The following is a 21632-nucleotide window of genomic DNA, read 5'->3' as shown; positions in this document are numbered from 1 at the left end:
GCCAAGATCAGCCCAGCAGCAGTTCCGGCGCGGCGGTCGGCGCCGTCGCCTCGACCGGCAGGTGCAGGATGAAGGCCGCGCCCTTGCCCGGTTCCGACTGAACCTCGGCCCAGCCTCCGTGCAACTCGACCAGGGCCTTGACCAGGGCCAGGGCCACGCCCGGTCCGCCGCGCTCGCGCCGCACGAAGCGATCGAAGACGTGCGCCTGAAGATGGTAGGGAATGCCCCGGCCGGTGTCTTCGACACGGATGCGGACCTCGCCGGGTCCGGCCTCGGCGGTCAGGCTGACGGCGCCGCCTTCGGACACCGCGCGGCAGGCGTTCTCCAGCAGATGATCGACCGCCTGGGCGATGCGGCGGGCGTCGGCGCGGATCGGCTTCAGCCCGGTCGGGCAAGCCAGGTACAGCGTGGCGCCGCGGCCCTCGACCTTGGCCCTGATCTTTTCCGCCGCCTCGTCCAGCAGGTCGCAGACCCGCACGTCGCCCAGGGTCAACTCCATCTCGCCCGCGTCGATCTGGGCCATGTCCAGCACGTCGTCGATGGAGCGGGCCAGGTGGCTGGCCGCCACGCGGATGGCGCCGGCGTGCTGACGGCTGCGCTCGGGCAGGTCGCCCATGGCCTCCAGCAGTTCGGAATAGCCGACGATGGTCGTCAGCGGCGTGCGCAGCTCATAGGAGACGCTGCCGACGAACTCGCGCTTCAGCGCCTGGCTCTCGGCCAGGGCGGCCTCCTTGGCCGCCAGGGCTTGCTCCAGTCCACGCCGTGCCGTGACGTCCGAGAAGGCGACCAGGGTCGCGCCGTCCGGAAGAGGCCGGGTCTGCCAGGCGACGCTGCGGCCGTCCTCAGTTCGCCCCTCGCCCGCAATCGGCACCCGGCTTTCGGGATCGGGATCGGCCACCCGCGCCTTCAAGCCCAGCCACAGGGCCGCATCGGGTAGGACCGGACGGCACAGGGCCGCCACGGCGTCGAAGTCGGCGGCTTCGTTCAGCCGCTCGCACGAGACGGCCCAGAAGGTCTCGAACGCCTCATTGTGCAGCCGCAGCCGCCCGTCCGAGCCGAACACGGCCACGGCGTCGTTCAGCTTGTCCAGGGTCGCGCGCTGGACCTGAATCTGGGCGTTGTAGCGGCTGCGCAGCTGCAGCTCGCCGGTGATGTCCGAAAAGATCAGCAGGATGCCGCCCAGCGGGTGCGGCTGGCGCACCACCCGCAGCGTCCGCCCGTCGGGCAGGGACCAGCTGTCGTCCGGCGAGGCCTCGGCGGCGCCGTAGAAGTCCAGCTCCTCGGCCTTCCAGGCGGCGTAGTCGACGACCTCGGGCAGCAGTCGCTTCTGACGCAGCCGGTCCAGCAGTTCGGCGTGGGTCGGGCGCTCGTCCAGCCAGGCCGGATCAACCCCGAACAACGACTGGAAGGCGGTGTTGTGGAAGGCCAGCCGCTTGGACGGGCCGAAGATCGCCACGGCGTCCGCCAGGTGGTTCAGCGTTTCGTCATGGGCCTCGACATGACGACGCAAGGTGTCTCGGGTCTCCTCGGCCTCGGTCATCTCGACGGCGAAGGCGATGACGGCGCCCCGTCCGCCCGCAAGCGGCTCGGCCAGGATCTTCCACGCCCGCCGCCGCCCGCCCGCGGTGGTCCAGCGAAAGCCCTCCTGGCGCGCGTTCAGGCGCAGGGCCTCGCCCACCACCCCGTCCGCGCCGCGGTCGAAGCTGAGTCCCCGCTCGCGCGCCTCGGCCAGGGTTTCGGCGCCCGTCTCGACCAGCCAGGCGCTGTTGGCCCAGACCAGCCGCCCGGCCCCGTCAACAACCCAGGTCGGCGCTGGCGATTGTTCGGCCAGAACCCCCGCGCTCACGCCGCCGTCCAGCGCGCCCTCCCCGCCCCCGACCCCAGTCAGGCGCGACAGCCGCAGCCAGGCCGATCCGCCGTGCGGCCGCCCCTCGACCGCCCAGGCGCCCTCGGGCGTCTCCATCAAGGTCTCGAAAGCTTCACCGCCCTGAACCAGAGCTTCCATGCGCCCCGTATGCAGCCGGTTCAGGACATCGACGACCGCTTCCGCCGCCGCAGTCCCTTCCATGCCAGGCGCCAGGGTCGACAAGGCCTCGACCGATCCGAACACGGCCAGCGGCCTTCCTTCCGGGGTCAGGGCCAGACGCACGTCGTCAAACGCGGTCAGGGCGCCCTCGCTGGCGGCAGCGGACGCCTGGGCGCCGCCCAGCCAGCGCTCGACCTCGACCTCGCGCGCGCCCAGCCGCGCGCGCAGCCGCCAGGTCCAGGCGCTGACCGCCAGCGCCAGACCGGCCGCCCCTGCTGTGGCTGCATAAGCGATGTCGGCCTCGGCCATGGATCCCCGAATGATGCGTCGCGCTGCGGCCGCCGCTGATCGTCAGCCAGCCGACCGATTCGCGTTTACCATAACCTGATTGCGCGATTTGCGATGCGGCGTCGCCGCCGATTGCCGGAGCGCGCCCGGCGCGCGATATCCAAAGGCATGAGCCAGACCTGGAACAATCAGACCGCCCCTTCCCTCGACGACTTCGCCCGCCTGGCCGAAGACGCCTTCGCCGCCTTGCCCGCCCTGTTCCGTCAGGCGGCGGGAGAAGTCGTCATCCGCATCGACGATTTCGCCGACGAGGAGACCCTGCACGACCTCGGGATCGAGGATCCGTTCGAGCTGACCGGCCTGTATTCCGGCGTCCACATCGGCGAACGCGACGCCATGGGCCCGGCGCCGGAGCCGTCGCGCGTCTTCCTCTATCGCCGCCCGATCCTCGACGAATGGTGCGAGCGCGGCGACGTCGGCCTGGCCGAGATCATCGCCCACGTCCTGATCCACGAGATCGGCCACCACCTGGGCCTGGACGACGACCAGATCCACGCCATCGAGGACGACGAGGACTGAGACACCCGCGTCCTAGTCCGCGATCCGCTCCAGCTTGGCGGCGAAGAAGCCGTCCAGCCCGCCCTTTTCCGCCCATTGCGAAGGCAGGATGCGCAGCCAGCCTTCGGGGGTCAGGGCCTCGTCAGGGGCGCCGATCTCAGCCGTGACCGCTGCGACGGTGCGGAAGACCGGGTTGCGGCGCAGGAAGGCGATGATCTGCGTCTCGCCCTCTTCACGTTCCAGCGAGCAGACGCAATAGACCAGACGACCGCCCGGCTTCACCTTTGCGGCGGCCGTGTCCAGCAGACGGTGCTGCACGTCGGCCAGCTTGGCCACGTCGGCGGGGCGGGTGGCGCGCAGCACTTCCGGATTGCGGCGATAGGTGCCGGTGGCCGTACACGGCGCGTCCAGCAGCACGGCGTCGAAGGTGCGCTCGTCCTCCCAGTCCTCGGCCGGGACAGCGACGACCTCGGCCTTGAAGTTCATACGCTCGAAATTCTGGCGCAGGCGCTTCAGGCGCGCCTCGGAGCGGTCCAGGGCGACGACCTCGGCCCCGGCGGCGGCCAGTTGCAGCGTCTTGCCGCCCGGCGCGGCGCACAGGTCCAGCGCCGTCTCGCCCGCCTTGACCGCCAGCAGGCGGGCGGGGACGGCGGCGGCCGCATCCTGCACCCACCAGTCGCCGGCCTCGAAACCGGGCCAGGAAGCGACATCGCCGCGCTTGCCCGTGCGGACCGTGCCGCCGGGCAGGGCCTCGCCCTCGACCGACGCCGCCAGTTCGGCCGGATCGACGCCCGGCTTGGCCGTCAAATCGGTCGCCGGCTCTTCGCGCGTGGCCAGAGCCAGGCCGATCAGGGCCGCCTCGCCATAGGTGGCTTTCCAACGCTGAGCCAGCCAGTCAGGCAGGTTGGATTCAGCGGTCGTCAAGCCGGGGCCGTCGCGACCGACGCCGCGCAGCACGGCGTTGACCAGATTCTTGTACGGCCGCGTCTTGGCGTCGCGCTCGGCCAGCTTGACCGCCGTCGACACCGCCGCAAACGCCGGGGTGTCCAGCACCAGGGTCTGGGCCAGGGCGACGCGCAGGATCGTCAGCACCGCCAGCGGCGGCGCCTTCTGCAGACGACGTTCCAGGATCTGGTCGATCTCGCCCAGACGGCGCAGGGCGGCCATGGCCACGGCGCGGGCGAAGGCCCGGTCCTGGGGCGGCAGGTCGCGCGCGGGCGATTGCGACAAGGCCTCGTCCAGACCCGTGCGCTTCTCCAGCGCCGCGTTCAGCAGGATGCCTGCGACCAACCGCGCCTCGACGCCGATGTCGGCGTGCGGATCGTCCGCGACGGGCTGCCGCGTCGGTTCACGACGCGGCCCGCGCGCCTTTTCGGCGATGCGGCGGCCGCGCGCGGCGGAGCTTCTGCCCTTGGGCGTCCCCCCGCTCACACCGACACCTGGGTGCCGAGTTCGACCACGCGGCCGGGCGGAATGCGGAAGAAGTCGGTCGGATTGGCGGCGTTACGCATCAGGAAGATAAACAGCTTGTCCTGCCACAGAGGCATGCCCTGGCGGGCGGATGGAACGACCGAGCGTCGGCCGAGGAAGAAGCTGGTCGACATGATGTCGAACTTCAGCCCCTGCTTGCGACACAGACCCAGGGCGCGCGGCACGTTCGGTGTCTCCATATAGCCGAAGGTCAGGGTCAGTCGCTTGAAATCATCGCTGATCGGCTCGACCGCCACTCTTTGCAGGTCCGGCACGCGCGGACGGTCCGAGGTGTGAACCGTCAGGATGATGTTCTTCTCGTGCAGCACCTTGTTGTGCTTGAGATTGTGCATCAGGGCCACCGGCGCCACGTCCGGGTCCGAGGTCAGGAAGATGGCCGTACCCGGCGCCCGGTGCGGCGGACGGGCGCGCAGCATCTCGATCAGATCGTTCAGCGGCAGGCTGTCCTTGCGCGTCTTGTCGGCCAGGATCTGGGAACCGCGCACCCAGGTCCACATCAGCATGACCAAGCCCCCGCCCAGCACCAGAGGCATCCACGCCCCAGCCGGGATCTTCAGCAGGTTGGAGGTCAGGAAGACCGCGTCGATGAAGCCGAACGGCACCAGCGTCAGCAGGATGGCCCACCACGACCACTTCCACTTGTGACGCACGACGGTGAAGGCCATCAGGGTGTTGACCATCATGGTCCCCGTCACCGCCACGCCATAGGCGGCCGTCAGGTTGTGCGACGACTGGAAGCTGACCAGAACGAACAGCACCCCGACCAGCAGCAGGCTGTTGATCGCGGGCACATAGATCTGGCCGGCCTGGGTCTCGGAAGTATTGCGGATGTCGATACGCGGCAACAGGCCCAGCTGGACCGCCTGCTGCGTGACCGAGAAGGCGCCCGTGATCATCGCCTGGCTGGCGATGACCGTCGCCGCCGTGGCCAGGATCAGCATGGGCCAATAGGCCAGCTGCGGCACCATGTTCCAGAACGGGTTATGCGCCGCGCCGGGGTGCGACAGCAGGAAGGCGCCCTGGCCCAGGTAACAGAGCGTCAGACACGGCAGGACGATGAACAGCCAGCTCTGGCGGATCGGCGCCTTGCCGAAATGGCCCATGTCCGCATACAGCGCCTCGGCGCCGGTGACGGCCAGGAAGACGCTGCCCAGGATGACGAAGCCCAGGAAGCCGTCGGCGATCAGCAGCTTGATCCCATAATAGGGCGACAGGGCCTTCAGAATCGACAGGTCGTCGAAGATATGGACCACGCCCAGCAGGCCCAGCGACAGGAACCAGATCAGGGTGATAGGGCCGAAGAACTTGGCCAGGCCCGCCGTGCCGCGCGACTGCACCAGGAAAAGGGCGATCAGAATGCCCGCCGCCAGCGGCAGGATGAAGGGATCCAGCCGTCCGTTCAGGCCAGGCGCCTCCTGCAGGCCCTCGACGGCCGACAGGACCGAGATCGCAGGCGTGATGACGCCGTCGGAGTAGAACAGGGCCGCGCCGCAGACGCCCAGGACGAACAGCCAGGCGCTGCGTCGGCCGATGGCGTGCTGGGCCAGGGCCATCAGCGACAGGGTGCCGCCCTCGCCCTTGTTGTCCGCCCGCATCAGGAACATGACGTATTTGAACGTCACGACGATCATCAGCGCCCAGAAGGCCAGGGACACCACGCCGATGATCGCCAGATCGCCGCCGACGCCCTTCTGGGCGTGGGCCGTCGCCTCGCGCAGGGCGTAGATCGGGCTGGTGCCGATATCGCCGAAGACCACGCCGATGGCGCCCAGGATGAGGGCGCGATGGCTGGCCTTGCCTCCGCCATGACCGTCCGCCCCGCCGGAAGGCGGAGTCTGGGCGTTCGCAGAAGAGGAGGCGTTGGCGGTTGGCGCGGCGTCGCCGCGGGGCGTATCCCCGACCATGCAATGTTCTCCGGGTCGCGCGAGGAGGCGCGCGCCCATCAAGAGCGGCGGGCCTTTAGACCTTTTCCGTCAGCGGTTCAATCGCGCCCCGGTTCCGGGCGCGCGGCGGACGACAGGATGCGGCGATCGTCCTTGGCCTGAAGCAGCACCACCACCCCCTCGTCGCTCCCCGCGTCCTGGGGCAGAGGGAACAGCACCGGCCGTCCGTTCCAGTCGCCCAGACGACGCACCTCGCGCACCACATTAACGTGGGTCACGGCCCGGCCGCGGTTGTCGCCGCCCTTGACCTCGACCGTCTGCTGCCCCGGTCGATAGACGACGGCGACGACCTCGGCTCCGCCTTCCGGAGGACGCCCTGAACCGACGCCGACGCGATCGCCGGTCTCGCGGAACTCGATCTCGGGCGGCCAGCCCCGGCCCTGCGCCTCGGCCTCGACGGCGGCCTTCAGCTCCGGCGAACGGGCGCCCGAGACATGACGGCGTCCGTCGATCACCACCTGCGGCGTCGAGACGTTCCGCAGCTTCAGGGCCTGACGATAGGCGCGCTGGCGCTCGGCGAACTCGGGCCGAGCGAAGGTGTCGGACCACCCCAGATAGTCCCAGTAGTCGACGCCGTAGGTCAGGACGATCACGCCCGGCTCAGCCGCCACCGTCTCGACCGTGCGGTTGGCGTCGGGACAACCTGCGCAGCCCTGGGCGGTGAACAGCTCGACCACCACCGGCTGGACCGGGGCGTCCCGCTCGCGCGACGGCGCGGCGGCGACGGCCAGCAGGCCCACGCCCGCGACCGCCGCCGTCATTCCGTAGCTGAACAGGCCCCGTGCCATCATGGCGGCGATCCTATCCCTTCGGCCCGATAACGCCGCTCATAAATGCGTGAGCGGCGCGTCGGGCGCGACGAGCTTTACAATCAGTCCATCAGTTGCTGGCTGAGATAGACGTAGTGGCGCGCCCAGCGGCGAGCGTTGGCGACCGGGTCGGCGTCGTTGGAGTGGCCGCCCGCCGTGTCCTCGAAATAGAGGTGGTCGTGACCCTGGTCGCCCAGACGCGCCGCGAACTTGCGGGCGTGGCCGGGGTGCACCCGGTCATCGCGCGTGTTGGTGGTGATGTAGACGCGCGGATACTTCACCTCGGGCCGCAGCTGCTGATAGGCCGAGTAGCGGGCGATGAATTCAGCGTCGCCCGGAATGCGCGGATCGCCGTATTCGCCCATCCACGAAGCGCCCGCCGGCAGCTCCTGATAGCGCAGCATGTCGATCAGCGGGCTTTCGATCACCGCCGCGTTGAACAGCTCCGGATGCTGGGTGATGGACACCGAGGTCAGCACCCCGCCGTTCGAGCGGCCGTAGATGCCCAGGTGGCGCGGGCTGGTGATGCGGCGCTGCTCCAGATCGCGGGCCACGGCGGCGAAGTCGTCGAAGGCGCGCTGGCGGTTTTCGCGCAGAGCCGCCTGGTGCCAGCCGGGGCCGAACTCGCCGCCGCCGCGGATGTTGGCCTGAACGAAGACGCCGCCGTTCTCGAGCCACAGCTTGCCCATCTCGGGCTTGTAGGCGGGCGGGAAGCTGGCCTGGAAACCGCCGTAGCCGAACAGGATGGTCGGGCCGGTCCCGTCCATCGCCAGGTTCTTGGGCCGAGTGACGAAGTAGGGGATCTTGGTCCCGTCGGTCGAAGTCGCCTCGAACTGCTCGACCACATGGGTCGAGGCGTCGAACTTGGCCGGGGCCGATTTCAGCTCGCTGAGGGCGCCGGTGGCGACATCGGCCAGGCTGAGGGTCGGCGGCGTCAGGAAGCCCTGGGCCGAGACGAAGACCTGGCCCTTGGCCTTGGAGCTGTCGCCCAGGCCCACGGCGCTGTTAGCGGGGACGGCGATGTCGGCAGCGGTCCAGCCCCCGACGCCCGGCGTGAAGCGTTTGAGCGTGCCGACGACGTTGTCGGCGATGACGGCGACGATGCTGTCCTCGAACACCCGGACGTCCTGCAGCGACTGGCGCGGGCCGGGGGCGAATATGGTCGCCGTCTTCGCGTCGATGCGGATGCTCTGGCGCACATCGCCCAGCACGCCCATCGGCATGGCGACCAGCGAACCGGCGGCATAATCCTGACCGTCGAAGCTCCACGCCTGTTCGGGCGAGAAGATCAGCTTGCCGCCCAGCACGCCCTGAACCGCCACACGCTCTGGCAGGTTGAGCCTGTAGGGCTTGCCGTCGGAGCCCAAAGCCCAGATTTCTGACCGGAAGGTGTCCAGCGGGCGGCTGAACAGCACCGCCTCGACCGCGCCCGCCTTGTCGCGGAACACCATGGGAGAGACGCCGTAGCCGCCGTCGCCCTGCTGGCCGCGATAGACCTCGGTCGCGTGCGCCAGCGGATGGCCGCGCGTCAGGGATTTGACGATGTAGGGATAGCCCGACTCCGTCAGGCTGCCGGGACCGAAGTCGGTGGCGATCAGCAGGGTGTCGCGGTCCAGCCAGCTGATGCGGTGCTTGCCCTCGGGGATGACGAATCCGCCGTCCACGAAGGTTTTCGTCGTCAGGTCGAACTCACGCACCGTCACGGCGTCCTTGCCGCCGTCCGACAGATTGATCAGGCAGCGGGTCTCGTCCGGCGCCAGGCAGTTCGCGCCCTTGAACACCCAGTCCTTGCCCTCAGCCTTGGCCAGGGCGTCGATGTCCAGCAGGGTCTCCCACTGGGGCTGGGCGGTGCGATAGCTGTCCAGCGTCGTGCGGCGCCAGACACCCTTCGGATTGGCCGCGTCCTGCCAGAAGTTCCCCAGGCCTTCGCCCAGGAAGCTGACGCCGGGGATGCGGTCGGTGGCGGTCAGGATGGCCTCGGCCTGCCGGCGGAAGGGCTCATAGCGGCGGTCGCCGGTCAGGGCGGCCAAGGCCTTTTCGTTCGAGGCGGCGACGAAGGCGCGAGCCGCGGCGCCGTCCACCTCTTCCAGCGCCAGATGATCGTCGGCGGCCTTGACCCCCTCGGGCGACAGGTCGCGCGGGAAGTGCGGCGGCGGGGTCGTCGCCGAGGCGGCGACCGGATCGGACACGGCGCCCTTGGCCATAGCGGGCGCGGCGGCCAGCATCAGGGTCGGCAAGGCGACGGACAAGAACAGGGACTTCATCATGATCTCGGGCTCCGTCGGTTACGGCTGGGCCGGCTGATCCATCAGCCGACGGGTCAGATAGGTGTATTCCAGCGCGATGCGGCGGGCCGTCTCGCGCAGGTTGGCGCCCGCCGCGTGGCCGCCGTCGACGTTTTCATAGAAGAGGACCGGATAGCCGAGCTCCTCCATCCGCGCCGCCGCCTTGCGGGCGTGGCCGGGGTGGACGCGGTCGTCCTTGGTCGAGGTGTGGATGAAGACTTCCGGATAGGGCTGGCCCGCCGCCAGACGCTGATAGGGCGAGTACTGCTCGATCCAGGCGCGCTGTTCCGGGATGTCCGGGTTGCCGTATTCGCCGATCCACGAGGCGCCGGCCAGCAGCTTGTGGAAGCGCAGCATGTCGAACAGGGGCACCTGGATGACCGCCGCGTTGATCAGGTCCGGGCGCTGGGTCAGCATGGCGCCCATGAAGAGGCCGCCTTGCGAGCCGCCCATGATCCCGAGGCGCGGCTGGGAGGTGACGCCGCGCGTGATCAGATCCTGGGCCACAGCCTGGAAGTCCTCGTGGGCGCGCTGGCGGTTTTCCTGCTGGGCCGCCTGGTGCCATTTCGGACCGAACTCGCCCCCGCCGCGGGTGTTGGCGATGACATAGACGCCGCCGCGCTCCAGCCACAGCTTGCCGACCGTCGGCGAATAGCCGGGCAGCAACGACGACTGGAAACCGCCGTAGCCGTACAGCAGCGTCGGGTTCGATCCGTCCATCGCCATGGCGTCCTTGTGGACGACGAAATAGGGGATCATCGTCCCGTCGGCGCTGCGCGCCTCGAACTGATCGACGCGCATGCCGCTGGCGTCGAACTTGTCCGGCAGGGCCTTGGTCAGGGCGACCGCGCCGGTCGCCGCGTCGGCCAGGTAGAGACTGGACGGATTCAGATAGCCGGTGACGCTGACGAAGATCTTGTCGTCGCGCTCCGACGCCGAGCCGACGCCGACCGAGACGTTCTGCGGCAGGTCCAGGCGCGTGCGGCTCCAGTCGGCCGGGTCATAGACATAGACCGAGCCGCGCACGTTCTCGTACAGGGCGACGACCAGCTTGTTGCGGGTGGCGTTGACGCCCTCGATCGCTTCGCGTTCGCCGGGACGGATCACCAGCTGCGCCGGGGTCTTGGGGTCGGCCAGCCAGGCCTGCAGATTCCAGGCGATGACATCGCCGGTCTTGAAATCCTGGCCCGAGGGCGCGGTCCAGTCCTGATCCGTCGTCACCACCAGCTGGCCGGCGACCAGGGCGTTGATGTTGGACTTGAGCGGCAGCTCCAGCTTGGTCGTCGAGCCGTCGGCGTTCAGGCGCCAGGTCTCGCTCTCATAGAAGTTGATCCCCCGGTTCAGCAGCACCGCCTGAACCACCCCGTCGGCGTCACGCAGGGTGTAGCCCGAAACCGAGACGTCGGTCTGCTGACCGGCGAAGACCTCGACCGCCTGATCGACGCTCTGGCCGCGCTTCATCAGTCGCACCGTGCGCGGATAGCCCGAGTCCGTCAGCGAGCCCTCGCCGAAGTCGCGCGAGATCAGCAGGGTGTCCTTGTCGATCCAGCTGGCGCCGCCCTTGGATTCCGGCAGGTTGACGCCGCCCTCCACGAAGGTCTTCGTGACGCTGTCGAACTCGCGGACCGTCACCGCGTCCTTGCCGCCGTTCGACAGGGAGATCAGGCAGTAACGCTCGTCCGGCGGCAGGCAGGACGCGCCTTTATAAACCCAGTTGGCGCCCTCGGCCGCCGACAGGGCGTCGATGTCCAGGATGGTCTCCCACTGCGGCGCGTCGGTGCGGTAGGAGTCCAGCGTCGTGCGGCGCCAGATGCCGCGCACATGCTCGGCGTCCTGCCAGAAGTTGTCGACATGGCCGTCGTGGGTGAAGCCGGGTGACGGGATGCGGTCGCGCGACTGCACCAGGTCCAGCGCCTGCTGGTGCAGGCCCTCATAGCGCGGGTCGCCCTGCAGCACGCCCAGCGAGGTTTCGTTGTGCGCCTTGACCCACTCCATGGCGCGGTCGCCCTCGACCTCCTCCAGCCAGATGTAGGGGTCGGTAGCGTCGCTGGTGGCGAAGCCCGGAGCCGTCGAGGCGGCGGTTGCGGAAGCGGCGGCTTGGGCCATGGCGACGGGTGCGGCTCCGGCGGCGAAGGAAAGGACGGCGACGGACGCCAGGGTGCGGATGATCATGATGGTCCCCCAACGGACGGTGTGTTTCGCGCGGCACCTTGGCGAGACCGGAGGCAGGGGGCAAGCGTGTGTAATCTTACAGGCTTGTAATCTTTCGCCGCAGGGCGCGCCTCAGTCGCCGTCGTCGGGGATGCACAGGATCTGGCCGCAGGCCTTGCAGTGGACGGCGTCGGGATCGTGCTTCTGCAGCCCGCATGTGGGGCAGGGGAACTTGACCTTGTGCGGCCGGATCAGGGTCTGGGCCAGGCGGATGAACAGGGTGATGCCCACCAGCATGACGACGATGGAGATGACCCGCCCCCAGTTGCCCGGCAAGGTGATGTCGCCGAAGCCCGTCGTCGTCAGGGTGGCGACGGTGAAATAGAGGGCGTCCAGATAGCCGTTGATGTGCTCGGCCTTGCCCCGGAAGTAGGCGTAGACGAAGCCGGTGGTCACAAAGACGAAGGTGACCAGGGCGGTCAAGGCGCGCGTGACCTCCTCGACCCGCGTGTCGTCGAAGCGGCGGCCGATGGTGCGCCAGAACAGGTCGCTGTTCAGCAGGCTCCAGAAGCGCAACAGCCGCAGGAAGCCCAGATTGGCCAGCCAGGCCGGGAACAGCAGGGTCGCCAGGACGAACAGATCGACCCAGACGATCGGCCGCTTCAGCCACGACCGGATGTCGGAATAGGCGTAGGCGCGCGCCGCCAGGTCCAGCCCCAAGACGGCGGCGATCAGATAGTCCAGCACATAGAAGGCCCAGCCCGCCTCCTTCAGGATCGGCGTGGCCAGGAAGAAGCCGATTATGATCAGATCGATGACGATGACCATCAGGCGGAACTTCACCGCCGCCGGCTGTGAGCCGTGATAGAGGTAGCGCAAACGCGCCCTCAGCCGCAGCCCGTCGGATTTGGCGGTTTGGCTCTGGTCAGACGTCATCGCCGCCACCGATACATGAACCGGCGAAAAATCCTATATGAAGACGAACATGAGCCAGTCCGCCCGACCCTACATCCGCATGAACGGCGCCGGAAACGCCTTCATCGTCGTCCAGGCCTTTGAAGCGCCGTTCCACCCGACTGAGGATCAGGTGCGCGCCCTGGCCGATCCGGCGGCGGGTCTGGGCGGCTTCGACCAGTTGATCGGCGTCGAACCGTCCGAGACGGCCGACGCCTTCATGCGCGTCTGGAACGCGGACGGCTCCATGGTCGAGACCTGCGGCAACGCCCTGCGCTGCGTCGGCTGGCTGCTGCTGGAGGCGACGGACAAGGAAGAGGTGGTCATCGACACCCTGGGCGGACCGACGACGGCGCGCCGGGCGGCAGGCCGCGTCGGGTCCGGAAATCCCGAAGAGCCGACGACCGCAACCCATCAAGTCACCGTGGACATGGGCGCGCCGCGCCTCGACTGGGCCCAGGTGCCGCTGTCCGAAGAAATGGACACGCGCGGGATCGAGCTGCAGGTCGGGCCGATCGACGCCCCCGTGCTGCACACGCCGGGCGCCGTCTCGATGGGCAACCCCCACGTTGTCTTCTTCACCGACCGACAGGACGACGCCTTCGTGCGCGGCTCCGGCTCCCTGATCGAACACCACCCCCTGTTCCCCGAAGGGGTCAACGTCGGCTTCGCCGACGTGCTGGCCCGGGATCACATTCGGTTGCGGGTATGGGAGCGCGGCGCGGGCCTGACCCTGGCCTGCGGCACGGGCGCCTGCGCCGCCCTGGTCGCCTCGGCGCGACGCGGTCTGACCGACCGAAAGGCCGCCGTGACGGTCGACGGCGGCGAACTGATCATCGACTGGGACGAGGCGTCCGGCCACGTTTTCATGACCGGCCCGGTCGAGATCGAAGGAACAGGACTCCTGCCCGCCGGGTGACGGAGAAACCACGCAATCGGCCTTGACCCAGCGTCAGCGGTTGTCGCCGCCGATCCCACGATCTAGGAACGAAATGCGCCTGCCCCTTCCCGAGATCGAAATGCCCGAATTGACCGACAAACAGACCTTCTCCGACGACGACGCTCTGGAGTTCCACAGCGCGCCGACGCCGGGCAAGATCTCCATGGCCCCGACCAAGCCGATGGCGACCCAGCGCGACCTGTCGCTGGCCTATTCGCCGGGCGTGGCCGTGCCGGTCCTGGCCATCGCCGCCGATGCGGACAAGGCCTACGACTACACCGCCAAGGGGAACATGGTCGCCGTCATCTCGAACGGCACCGCCATCCTGGGCCTGGGCAACCTGGGCCATATGGCGTCCAAGCCGGTGATGGAAGGCAAGTCGGTCCTGTTCAAGCGCTTCGCCGACGTCGACAGCTTCGACGTCGAGGTGAAGACCACCGACCCGGACGAGTTCGTCACCGTGGTCAAGAACATCGGCGACACCTGGGGCGGCATCAACCTGGAGGACATCAAGTCCCCCGAGTGCTTCGAGATCGAAGCCCAGCTGCAGGATCTGCTGGACATCCCCGTCTTCCATGACGACCAGCACGGCACGGCCATCATCTCGACCGCCGGCCTGATCAACGCCGCCCATATCGTCGGCAAGAAGCTGGAAGACCTGAAAGTCGTCCTGTCGGGCGCCGGGGCCGCAGGCCTGTCGTCCATCGCCCTGATGAAGGCCGCCGGCGTCAAGGCCGAGAACACCGTCATCTGCGACCGTCAGGGCGTGATCTACAAGGGCCGCGACAACGTCTCGCAATGGCAGGCGGCGCACGCCACCGACACGCCGCTGCGCACCCTGGCCGAGGCCATGGTCGGCGCCGACGTGGTGCTGGGCCTGTCCGCCAAGGGCGCGATCTCCAAGGAAATGGTCGCCTCCATGGCGCCCAATCCGATCATCTTCGCCATGGCCAACCCCGACCCGGAAATCACCCCGGAAGACGTCAAGTCGGTGCGTTCCGACGCCATCATCGCCACCGGCCGTTCGGACTATGTGAACCAGGTCAACAACGTCCTGGCCTTCCCCTATCTGTTCCGCGGAGCCCTGGACGTGCGCGCGCGCCAGATCAACCACGAAATGAAGATCGCCTGCGCCCAGGCCCTGGCGGCCCTGGCCCGCGAAGACGTGCCGGACGAAGTCGCCGCCGCCTATCGCGGCCGCAAGCTGAAGTTCGGCCCTGAATACATCATCCCCACCCCGTTCGACCCGCGCCTGATCTGGTACATCCCGCCCTTCATCGCCCAGACGGCGATGGAGACCGGCGTGGCGCGAAAGCCCATCGCCGACATGGACGCCTATCGCATCGCCCTACGCCAGCGGGTCGATCCGTCCGCCGCCCTGATGCAGAAGATCCAGGCCAGCGTGCGCTCGGGTCCGAAGCAGCGCGTCGTCTTCGCCGAGGGCGAGGAGCAGTCGGTCATTCGCGCCGCCTGGGCCTTCAAGCAGGCGGATCTCGGCGTGCCGATCCTGGTTGGCCGCGAAGAACTGATCCGCCAGAACGCCGTCGAGGCCGGCCTCCACTTCGACGACCTGGGCATTCAGATCATGAACGCCCGCGTGTCCGAGCGAAACGCCGAATACGTCGAGTGGCTGTACGCCCGCCTGCAGCGCCGCGGCTATTTGCGCCGCGACGTGCAGCGCATGATCAACCAGGACCGCAACTACTTCGCCGCCGCCATGGTCGCGCGCGGCGAGGCGGACTGCATGGTCACCGGCGTCACCCGCAACTTCAACATGGCCTTGAAGGAGGTCCGCCGCGTCCTCGACGTCACGGACCGCATGATCGGCCTGTCGATCCTACTGGCCAAGGGCCGCACCCTGTTCGTGGCCGACACCTCGATCCATGAACTGCCCAACGCCGCCGAATTGGCCGAGATCGCGGTCAAGGCCGCCGCCACGGTCAAGAAGCTGGGCCGCAAGCCGCGCGTGGCCTTCCTCAGCTATTCGACCTTCGGCGACCCGCCGGGCGATCGCGGCGAGAAGGTGCGCGAAGCCATCCGCATCCTGGACGCCATGGACGTCGACTTCGAATACGAAGGCGAGATGCCGCCGGAGCTGGCGCTCAACCCCGAGGCGCGGGCCAACTATCCCTTCATGCGCCTGACCGGAGACGCCAACGTCCTGGTCATGCCGGCCATCCATTCGGCGGCCATCTCGACCCGTCTGGTCCAGTCGCTGGGCGGCGCCACGGTGATCGGCCCCCTGCTGGTCGGCCTGGAGAAGTCGGTGCAGATCGTGCCTCTGGGCGCCTCGGTCGGCGAGATCATCACCGCCGCCACCTTCGCCGCCTACGCCGAAGGGGTGGAGATCGAGGACTGATCGTCCGCTCTGTCGCGACGACGTTGAGAGGCGGCCTTCGGGCCGCCTCTTTGCGTTCCAACTCAGGGCGCTTCAGCCTCTAGGTATCGAGGTTGAGGCGACGACGCTCCATCGTCTGACGCCCCCACTCCATCGCGCAGAACACCACCGCCACCACGCCCAGCCAGGCGGCGATGACGAACATGGCGGCATAGCCCTGACGTTCGATCAGTTCGCCCAGGGCCCCGCGCCCCAGGGTGCCGATCAGCAGGGCCAGGGAGGTGAAGACGGCGAACTGCACCGCCCCGAACATCTTGTTCGACAGGGCCGACAGATAGGCCACGAAGGCCGCGCCCGCGAAGCCGCCGGCGATGTTCTCGCCCGCAATGGCCATCATCAGCCGCGCCAGGGGCTCGCCCACGCCGAAGGCGCCGAACAGCTTGTAGAGGCCGGTCGCGCTCATGAAGCCGCCGATCACCGGCGCGCCCATGGCTAGGTCCATCATCAGCAGATTGGTCGCCGCCGACAGGGCCGCGCCCAGCAGCAGACTGGCCATCCGCCCGATGACCAGCAACGCCCAGCCGCCCAGGGCGATGCCGACGATGGTCATGACCACGCCGAAGGTCTTGGAGGCCAGGGCGATCTCGGTCTTGGTGTGGCCCAGCGCCCCGCCCGTGTCCCCCATGTAGAAGGGGAAGGCGAACGGCCCCCAGACGCCGTCGGTGATGCGATAGGTCAGGATCAGGCCGAGCACGATGACGGCGCCCCAGCCCAGACGGCCCATCAGCTCGACCAGGGGGGCCAGGATGGCGTCGTAGAGGGTGTCGGCGAAACTCGTTCCCTTGGCGCTCGACGGCGACGATAATGGGGCCGACTTGCCGCCGCGCCAGACGATGATCCCGGCTAGGACGGCCGGCAGGATCACCGCCATGCCCACAATCCACGGCCCCCAGACGGCGGTGAACTCTCCGGCGCTGGGCGCAGGCTTGACCGTCAGGGCCGTGACCATGAAGCGCACCAGCATGAAGGCGGCCCAGGCCCAGGCGGCCAGGGTGACGATCAGGGCGGTCATGCGCAGGCGCGGCGAGCCGATGCGCTCGCGCGCGATGGCGGCGCGCGGCGCGGCCTTGGGCTCGGGCGCGATCAGCGTGCCCAGAACGCCCAGCCCCATCAGCCCGGCGCCGATGACGAAGGTCGCCGACCAGCCCAGCTGATCCGCCAGCACCAGGGCGCCCGCCCCGCCGACCAGGGCCGCCGTGCGGAAACCCAGCTGATAGACGGTCGACAGCAGGTCGACCGGCGTCCGCTCGTCGGCCACCTCGATCCGCCAGGTGTCGATGACGATGTCCTGGGTCGCCGAGGCGAAGGCGCCCAGGGCCGCGGCGCCCGCCAGCACCACGATGGCGCCCGTGCCCGGATGCGACAGGGAGATGGTCAAAAGCGCGCCCGCCAGCACGATCTGGCACAGGATCAGCCACGACCGACGCCGGCCCATCCGACCGATCAGCGGCGGCGTCAGCCCGACCGCGGGCGACCACAGGAACTTGAAGGCCCCGAACAGCCCGACCCACGACAGGACGCCGATGGTCGCCACCGACACCCCCGCATCGGACAGCCAGGCGTTCAGCGTTCCGAACAACATGGCGAAGGGCAGGCCCGCCGAGAAGCCGAGCAGCAGCATGGCCAGGGTGCGCCGCTCGCGGAACGCCGCCTTGAGCACGCCCAGGCCCTTGGGAGACGGCTGCAACGCCGCGACCTCGGAAGCGGGCGTCTTGGAATCGGTCATGCGTGGCTCCGGCGGGGCGCCGCCGGGCGATACGGACGACGGACTACTGGCAGATCAGGAAACGGCGACCTTGGCGCGGTTGGCGGCGTTCGTCCAGCGGGCCAGGGCGACGCGCAGCGCGTCCGCCTCCAGCGGCTTGGCCAGGTGATCGTCCATCCCGGCCTCGAGGCAGGCGACGCGATCCTCGGCGAAGGCGTTGGCGGTCAGGGCGATAATCGGCGTCTGGTCCCCGCGCGCCCGCAACGCCCGCGCGGCGCTCGGTCCGTCCAGGCGCGGCATCCGCATGTCCATGAAGACCAGATCGAACCGCGCCGCCTTCAGGGCGTCCAGCGCCTCCTGGCCGTCGGCGGCGGTCTGGACCACGCAGCCCTCGCGTCGCAGCAAGGTCTTGGCCAGAAGGGCGCCGACCGGATTGTCCTCGACCAGCAGCACCCGCACGCCCTTGAAGGCCACATGGGCCACGCGATCGTCGTCGCCCGGCCGCACCGGCGGCGAGGGCAGGCCGCGGCGCGGCGCAGCGGCCGCCAGCACGCGCTCCGCCAGCGACTCGCGGCGCAGGGGCTTGATCAGATAGCCGCAGAAGCCCGCCGCCCGGTAACGGCTGATCAGGTCGCGCTCAGAGGGACGCAGCAGGATGATGGTCTGACCCTGGCTGGGCCGAGCCGCCAGCGCTTCCTCTTCGGCGCCGGCGTGGTCGATCAGGGTCACGCCGGCCTGACGCGCCACCCGACCGCCCGAGGCCTCGATCTGATCGGCCGCCGCCCGGCGCACGAAGGGGTCCGGCGTGCGGATCGCCACCGCCAGCCCGTCCAGAGGGCGCGCGCGCGCCTCGGCGTCGGCCACGACCGGAAACTCGGCTTCAAAGCGAAAGCGGGCGCCGGGACCATCTGGCCGATCCTCGACCACGGCGTCGCCGCCCATGGCGCGGGCCAGCCGTCGCACCACCGCCAGGCCCAGGCCCGCCCCGTCGAACCGGGCGGCGTCCGAGATGTCGGCGTGTCCGAACTCCTCAAAGATGCGGCCGCGCGCCGCTTCGGGCACGCCGGGGCCGGTGTCGTCGACGATGAAGGCCAGGCGCGCGGGCGCCCCATCCATGCGTTCGCCGACCGCCTCAACCGCCAGACGCACCCCGCCCCGGTCGGTGAACTTCACCGCATTGCCCGTCAGGTTAAACAGGATCTGCCGCAGACGACCCTCGTCTGCGACGACATCCGGAGCGTCGGCGGCGACCGACCAGACGATCTCCAACCCCTTGTCGTGGGCGCGCGGGCTGAGCAGTTCGGCCACGCCGCGCACCAAGCCTTCCAGTTCGACCGGCGCAGGGTCGAATTCCAGCGCCTCGGCCTCCAGCCGGGCGTAGTCCAGCAGATCATTGACCAGGCCCAGAAGATGCTCGGCCGATTTCTGCGCCGCCTCGGCATAGGCGCGCTGGGCGCCGTCCAGACGGGTGCGCGACAGCAGTCCCAGCATGCCGATCACCCCGTTCAGAGGCGTGCGCATCTCATGGCTCATCAGTCGCAGGAATTGCTGCTCAGGCGAAGCGCCGTCGGCGGACGCCTCTATCGCGGCCTGCGCGACGTCGGGCGCGACAGGAAAGAGATCGCTCTGCGGCGACGGTTTGCGACGGGTCTGTCCCATAAGGCCACGCTAGGGCCGAGGGGTTAATTCCAGACGAACGGCGTTTGTCCCGCCTCGCCTTCCTGCACGGGAAACAGCGCGCGGCGACTGGCCTGACGATCGAAGTCCTCATGGGCGCCGACCGTGCTGCGCCGATACATCAGCGCCTCGGCCACATGGCGGCGCAGCACGCCGTCCGCGCCGTCCAGATCGGCGATGGTGCGCGCCAGACGCAGGGTGCGGGTCCAGCCCCGCGCGGTCAGTCCCCCGGCCTCCCCCGCCTTCATCAACAGGGCGCGGCCCGCCTGATCCGGCGCGGCGAACCGCTCCAGCGCCGCGCCCGAGGCCCGGGCGTTGAGCGCCTGCATTCCCGTCAGCCCCGCCTCGGCCATGCGGGCCTCCTGCATCTGCATGGCGGCGGCGACGCGGGCGGCGGCCTCGGCCGTCCCCTCGGCCGGGGCGGGCAGGATCATGTCGGCCGCCGTCACCGCCGGGGTCTCCACCGTCAGGTCGATGCGGTCGAACATCGGGCCGGAGATGCGGTTCTGGTAATCCTTCTGGCAGCGTGGGGCCTTGCCGCAGGCGCCGCGCCCCGGCCCGCCCAGCCCGCAGCGACAGGGGTTCATCGCCGCCACCAGCTGGAACCGCGCCGGATAGCGCACATGGGCGTTGGCCCGCGCCACCACGATCTCGCCCGTCTCCAGCGGCTGGCGCAGACTGTCCAGCGCCTGCGGCGAGTACTCGGGCAGTTCATCAAGGAACAGCACGCCGTTGTGCGCCAGGGAGGCCTCGCCCGGCTTGGCCTTCAGCCCGCCGCCGGTCAGGGCCGCCATCGACGCCGAATGATGCGGCGCCCTGAACGGCCGTTCGCGCGTCAGCCCTCCGCGTTCGATCAGCCCGGCCACCGACCAGACCATCGACGTCTCCAGCCGCTCCATCGGCGTCAACGGCGGCAGCAGGCCCGGCAAGCGCGCCGCCATCATCGACTTGCCTGATCCCGGCGGGCCGACGAACAGCAGATTGTGGCCCCCGGCGGCGGCGATCTCCAGCGCCCGCTTGGCCCCTTCCTGTCCCTTGACCTCGCGTAGGTCGGGAACCGCGCGCCCTTCCAGCACCGCCCCCGGTTGAGGCGGGCGCAGCACCTGAGTTCCGCGAAAATGGTTGATCAGGCCGATCAGGGAGCGCGGCGCCAGCAGCCGCGCCTCGCCCGCCCAGGCCGCTTCCGGCCCGTTGGCCTCGGGGCAGATCAGGCCCAGCCCCATGGCGTTCACCGCCATGGCGGCGGGCAGGGTTCCGCCGACCGCCGCAATCTGGCCGTCCAGGCCCAGTTCGCCCACCGCCGCCCAGCCGTCCAGGGCGTCCGGCCCGATCACCTCCATGGAGGCCAGCAGGGCCAGGGCGATGGGCAGGTCGAAATGACTGCCCTCCTTGGGCAGGTCGGCGGGGGCCAGATTGGCGATCACCTTCTTGGCCGGCAGCGCCAGGCCGATGCCCGCAAAGGCGCCGCGCACCCGCTCGCGGCTCTCGGCCACCGCCTTGTCCGGCAGGCCGACGATGGCGAAGGCCCCGGCGGGCGAACCGACCTGCTGCACCTCCACATCGACCCGACGCGCGTCGACGCCGTCGAAAGCCACCGTCACCACCCGCGCGACCATGTCGTTCCCTCCCGCAGTCGAGAGAACAAATCACGAACCAATCAACACTGCAAGAGCGTTGTTCGGTCAGTTCGACGGCAGGTCGGCCTCCGGCGCGATCGTATGGATCACCTGACCCTCGGCGTTCAGGAACTGGATGGCGCCGAATCCTTCCTCGGTCACCGTCAGGCGCAGGCGCGGCTTGTCGTTCCTGTCCGACAGGGCGACGGCGGGCGTGCCGTCGGCGGCCAGCGACAGGCGCATCCGCGTCGGCGTCTGCACGCCCGGAACCAGCGCCCCGCCCAGCCCCGGTTCACGCACCAGCGGCGGCGCCTGGTTGAAGACGAAGCTGACCGAGCCGTCGGGCGACACCCGCCAGCCGACGGCGTCCATCGCCGGGTGATCCAGCGCCAGAACGGCCATGCCGTCCTCGACGTCTGCCGTGCCGAAACCGCCGCGCTCGCTGCCTTTGTCGTCGTAAAGGATCAGTCCGGCGACATTGAAGGCGCGCTTATATTGAATGCCGTCAATGATCGGCGGCGGGGTCGCGCCCGACAGGGTCATGCGGATGGTCCCGTCGGCGTCGACGATGTCGATACGCCGCGCACTGATGCGGTCGTGATCCGGCGTCTCGATCCGGGTCTGCGGCGTGCGGGTCTCGATGATCCGCTCCAGCACCTCAAGCGACGGGCGCTTCGGCGCGACGTCTGGCGAGGCCTCCTGGGCCGCCGCCGGGCAGGCGATCGCCAGCGCCAGGGCGGCGGACGCCCCGGCCTTGTTCAGTACGCTCATAAAGTCCCCTCCCATGCAGC

14 protein-coding genes are annotated in these 21632 nt (G+C 69.3%); 3 read left to right on the top strand and 11 right to left on the bottom strand.

All coding sequences use genetic code 11. The annotated features are described in order from the left end of the window. Positions 1-7: 7 nt before the first annotated feature. Positions 8-2335 carry a PAS domain-containing sensor histidine kinase gene (locus ABC419_RS01795; RefSeq protein ID WP_412876505.1) on the bottom strand — a complete coding sequence of 776 codons (2328 nt, stop codon included), beginning with the start codon at positions 2333-2335 and terminating at the stop codon, positions 8-10. A gap of 147 nt (positions 2336-2482) precedes the next feature. Here ABC419_RS01795 and ABC419_RS01790 point away from each other — a divergent pair, with 147 nt between their 5' ends. Beyond that, positions 2483-2893: a metallopeptidase family protein gene (locus tag ABC419_RS01790; RefSeq protein WP_412876506.1), complete on the top strand. Its 411-nt coding sequence runs from the start codon at positions 2483-2485 to the stop codon at positions 2891-2893. Positions 2894-2905: 12 nt separating this feature from the next. On the opposite strand, the gene ABC419_RS01785 is transcribed toward ABC419_RS01790, so the two are convergent. From ABC419_RS01785 to ABC419_RS01760, 6 genes are all read right to left on the bottom strand, one after another. Further along, positions 2906-4303: an RsmB/NOP family class I SAM-dependent RNA methyltransferase gene (locus tag ABC419_RS01785; RefSeq protein WP_412876507.1), complete on the bottom strand. Its 1398-nt coding sequence runs from the start codon at positions 4301-4303 to the stop codon at positions 2906-2908. Then, the gene (locus ABC419_RS01780) at positions 4300-6267 is read right to left on the bottom strand and encodes a potassium transporter Kup (protein ID WP_412876508.1); all 1968 of its coding nucleotides are present in this window, start codon (positions 6265-6267) and stop codon (positions 4300-4302) included. The genes ABC419_RS01785 and ABC419_RS01780 overlap by 4 nt, the downstream gene beginning before the upstream one ends. Positions 6268-6344: 77 nt before the next feature. Further along, on the bottom strand, positions 6345-7097 hold the full coding sequence (locus ABC419_RS01775) for a DUF1223 domain-containing protein (RefSeq protein ID WP_200167314.1): 753 nt from the start codon (positions 7095-7097) through the stop codon (positions 6345-6347). 80 nt (positions 7098-7177) lie between these two features. Continuing rightward, positions 7178-9382 carry a prolyl oligopeptidase family serine peptidase gene (locus tag ABC419_RS01770; protein ID WP_412876509.1) on the bottom strand — a complete coding sequence of 735 codons (2205 nt, stop codon included), beginning with the start codon at positions 9380-9382 and terminating at the stop codon, positions 7178-7180. Between the two features lie 18 nt (positions 9383-9400). Then, positions 9401-11572, bottom strand: a complete 2172-nt coding sequence (locus tag ABC419_RS01765) for a prolyl oligopeptidase family serine peptidase (RefSeq protein ID WP_412876510.1) — start codon at positions 11570-11572, stop codon at positions 9401-9403. Between the two features lie 111 nt (positions 11573-11683). Further along, positions 11684-12487 (bottom strand): potassium channel family protein, encoded by an 804-nt coding sequence (locus tag ABC419_RS01760; RefSeq protein WP_125900726.1) that lies wholly within the window; start codon positions 12485-12487, stop codon positions 11684-11686. Between the two features lie 49 nt (positions 12488-12536). Between ABC419_RS01760 and dapF the strand changes: the two genes are divergently transcribed. Both dapF and ABC419_RS01750 read left to right on the top strand, forming a co-directional pair. After that, positions 12537-13424, top strand: a complete 888-nt coding sequence (gene dapF, locus ABC419_RS01755; protein WP_412876511.1) for a diaminopimelate epimerase — start codon at positions 12537-12539, stop codon at positions 13422-13424. A gap of 100 nt (positions 13425-13524) precedes the next feature. Then, a complete protein-coding gene (locus ABC419_RS01750; RefSeq protein WP_200167328.1) occupies positions 13525-15804 on the top strand; it encodes an NADP-dependent malic enzyme in 2280 nt (759 codons plus the stop codon). A 79-nt stretch (positions 15805-15883) separates the two neighbouring features. On the opposite strand, the gene ABC419_RS01745 is transcribed toward ABC419_RS01750, so the two are convergent. The 4 genes from ABC419_RS01745 to ABC419_RS01730 all read right to left on the bottom strand — a co-directional run bounded on the left by ABC419_RS01745 (position 15884) and on the right by ABC419_RS01730 (position 21612). After that, entirely contained in the window at positions 15884-17569 is a 1686-nt protein-coding gene (locus ABC419_RS01745) for an AmpG family muropeptide MFS transporter (protein WP_412876512.1), read from the bottom strand. A 54-nt stretch (positions 17570-17623) separates the two neighbouring features. After that, complete coding sequence (locus tag ABC419_RS01740; protein ID WP_412876513.1) at positions 17624-19207, bottom strand: response regulator; 1584 nt, start codon at positions 19205-19207, stop codon at positions 17624-17626. 23 nt (positions 19208-19230) lie between these two features. Beyond that, positions 19231-20841, bottom strand: a complete 1611-nt coding sequence (locus ABC419_RS01735) for a YifB family Mg chelatase-like AAA ATPase (protein ID WP_412876514.1) — start codon at positions 20839-20841, stop codon at positions 19231-19233. Positions 20842-20907: 66 nt separating this feature from the next. Further along, positions 20908-21612, bottom strand: coding sequence for a hypothetical protein (locus tag ABC419_RS01730; RefSeq protein ID WP_368923136.1), 705 nt, complete (start codon positions 21610-21612; stop codon positions 20908-20910). Between the last annotated feature and the right edge of the window lie 20 nt (positions 21613-21632).

Origin of the sequence: Brevundimonas phoenicis, from assembly GCF_047237745.1 — a bacterium.
GTDB lineage: Bacteria > Pseudomonadota > Alphaproteobacteria > Caulobacterales > Caulobacteraceae > Brevundimonas.
The sequence above is the reverse complement of the archived record's forward strand: the minus strand, read 5'-3'. Positions and strand labels throughout refer to the sequence as shown.

Bases quoted from the DNA above. Each gene is read 5' to 3' on its own strand.
- ABC419_RS01750 (WP_200167328.1), top strand. From the start codon at position 13,525: ATGCCCGAATTGACCGACAAACAGACCTTCTCCGACGACGACGCTCTG.
- ABC419_RS01770 (WP_412876509.1), bottom strand. From the start codon at position 9,382: ATGATGAAGTCCCTGTTCTTGTCCGTCGCCTTGCCGACCCTGATGCTG.
- ABC419_RS01795 (WP_412876505.1), bottom strand. From the start codon at position 2,335: ATGGCCGAGGCCGACATCGCTTATGCAGCCACAGCAGGGGCGGCCGGT.
- dapF (WP_412876511.1), top strand. From the start codon at position 12,537: ATGAGCCAGTCCGCCCGACCCTACATCCGCATGAACGGCGCCGGAAAC.
- ABC419_RS01790 (WP_412876506.1), top strand. From the start codon at position 2,483: ATGAGCCAGACCTGGAACAATCAGACCGCCCCTTCCCTCGACGACTTC.
- ABC419_RS01740 (WP_412876513.1), bottom strand. From the start codon at position 19,207: ATGGGACAGACCCGTCGCAAACCGTCGCCGCAGAGCGATCTCTTTCCT.
- ABC419_RS01775 (WP_200167314.1), bottom strand. From the start codon at position 7,097: ATGATGGCACGGGGCCTGTTCAGCTACGGAATGACGGCGGCGGTCGCG.
- ABC419_RS01745 (WP_412876512.1), bottom strand. From the start codon at position 17,569: ATGACCGATTCCAAGACGCCCGCTTCCGAGGTCGCGGCGTTGCAGCCG.
- ABC419_RS01765 (WP_412876510.1), bottom strand. From the start codon at position 11,572: ATGATCATCCGCACCCTGGCGTCCGTCGCCGTCCTTTCCTTCGCCGCC.
- ABC419_RS01760 (WP_125900726.1), bottom strand. From the start codon at position 12,487: ATGACGTCTGACCAGAGCCAAACCGCCAAATCCGACGGGCTGCGGCTG.
- ABC419_RS01730 (WP_368923136.1), bottom strand. From the start codon at position 21,612: ATGAGCGTACTGAACAAGGCCGGGGCGTCCGCCGCCCTGGCGCTGGCG.
- ABC419_RS01780 (WP_412876508.1), bottom strand. From the start codon at position 6,267: ATGGTCGGGGATACGCCCCGCGGCGACGCCGCGCCAACCGCCAACGCC.
- ABC419_RS01735 (WP_412876514.1), bottom strand. From the start codon at position 20,841: ATGGTCGCGCGGGTGGTGACGGTGGCTTTCGACGGCGTCGACGCGCGT.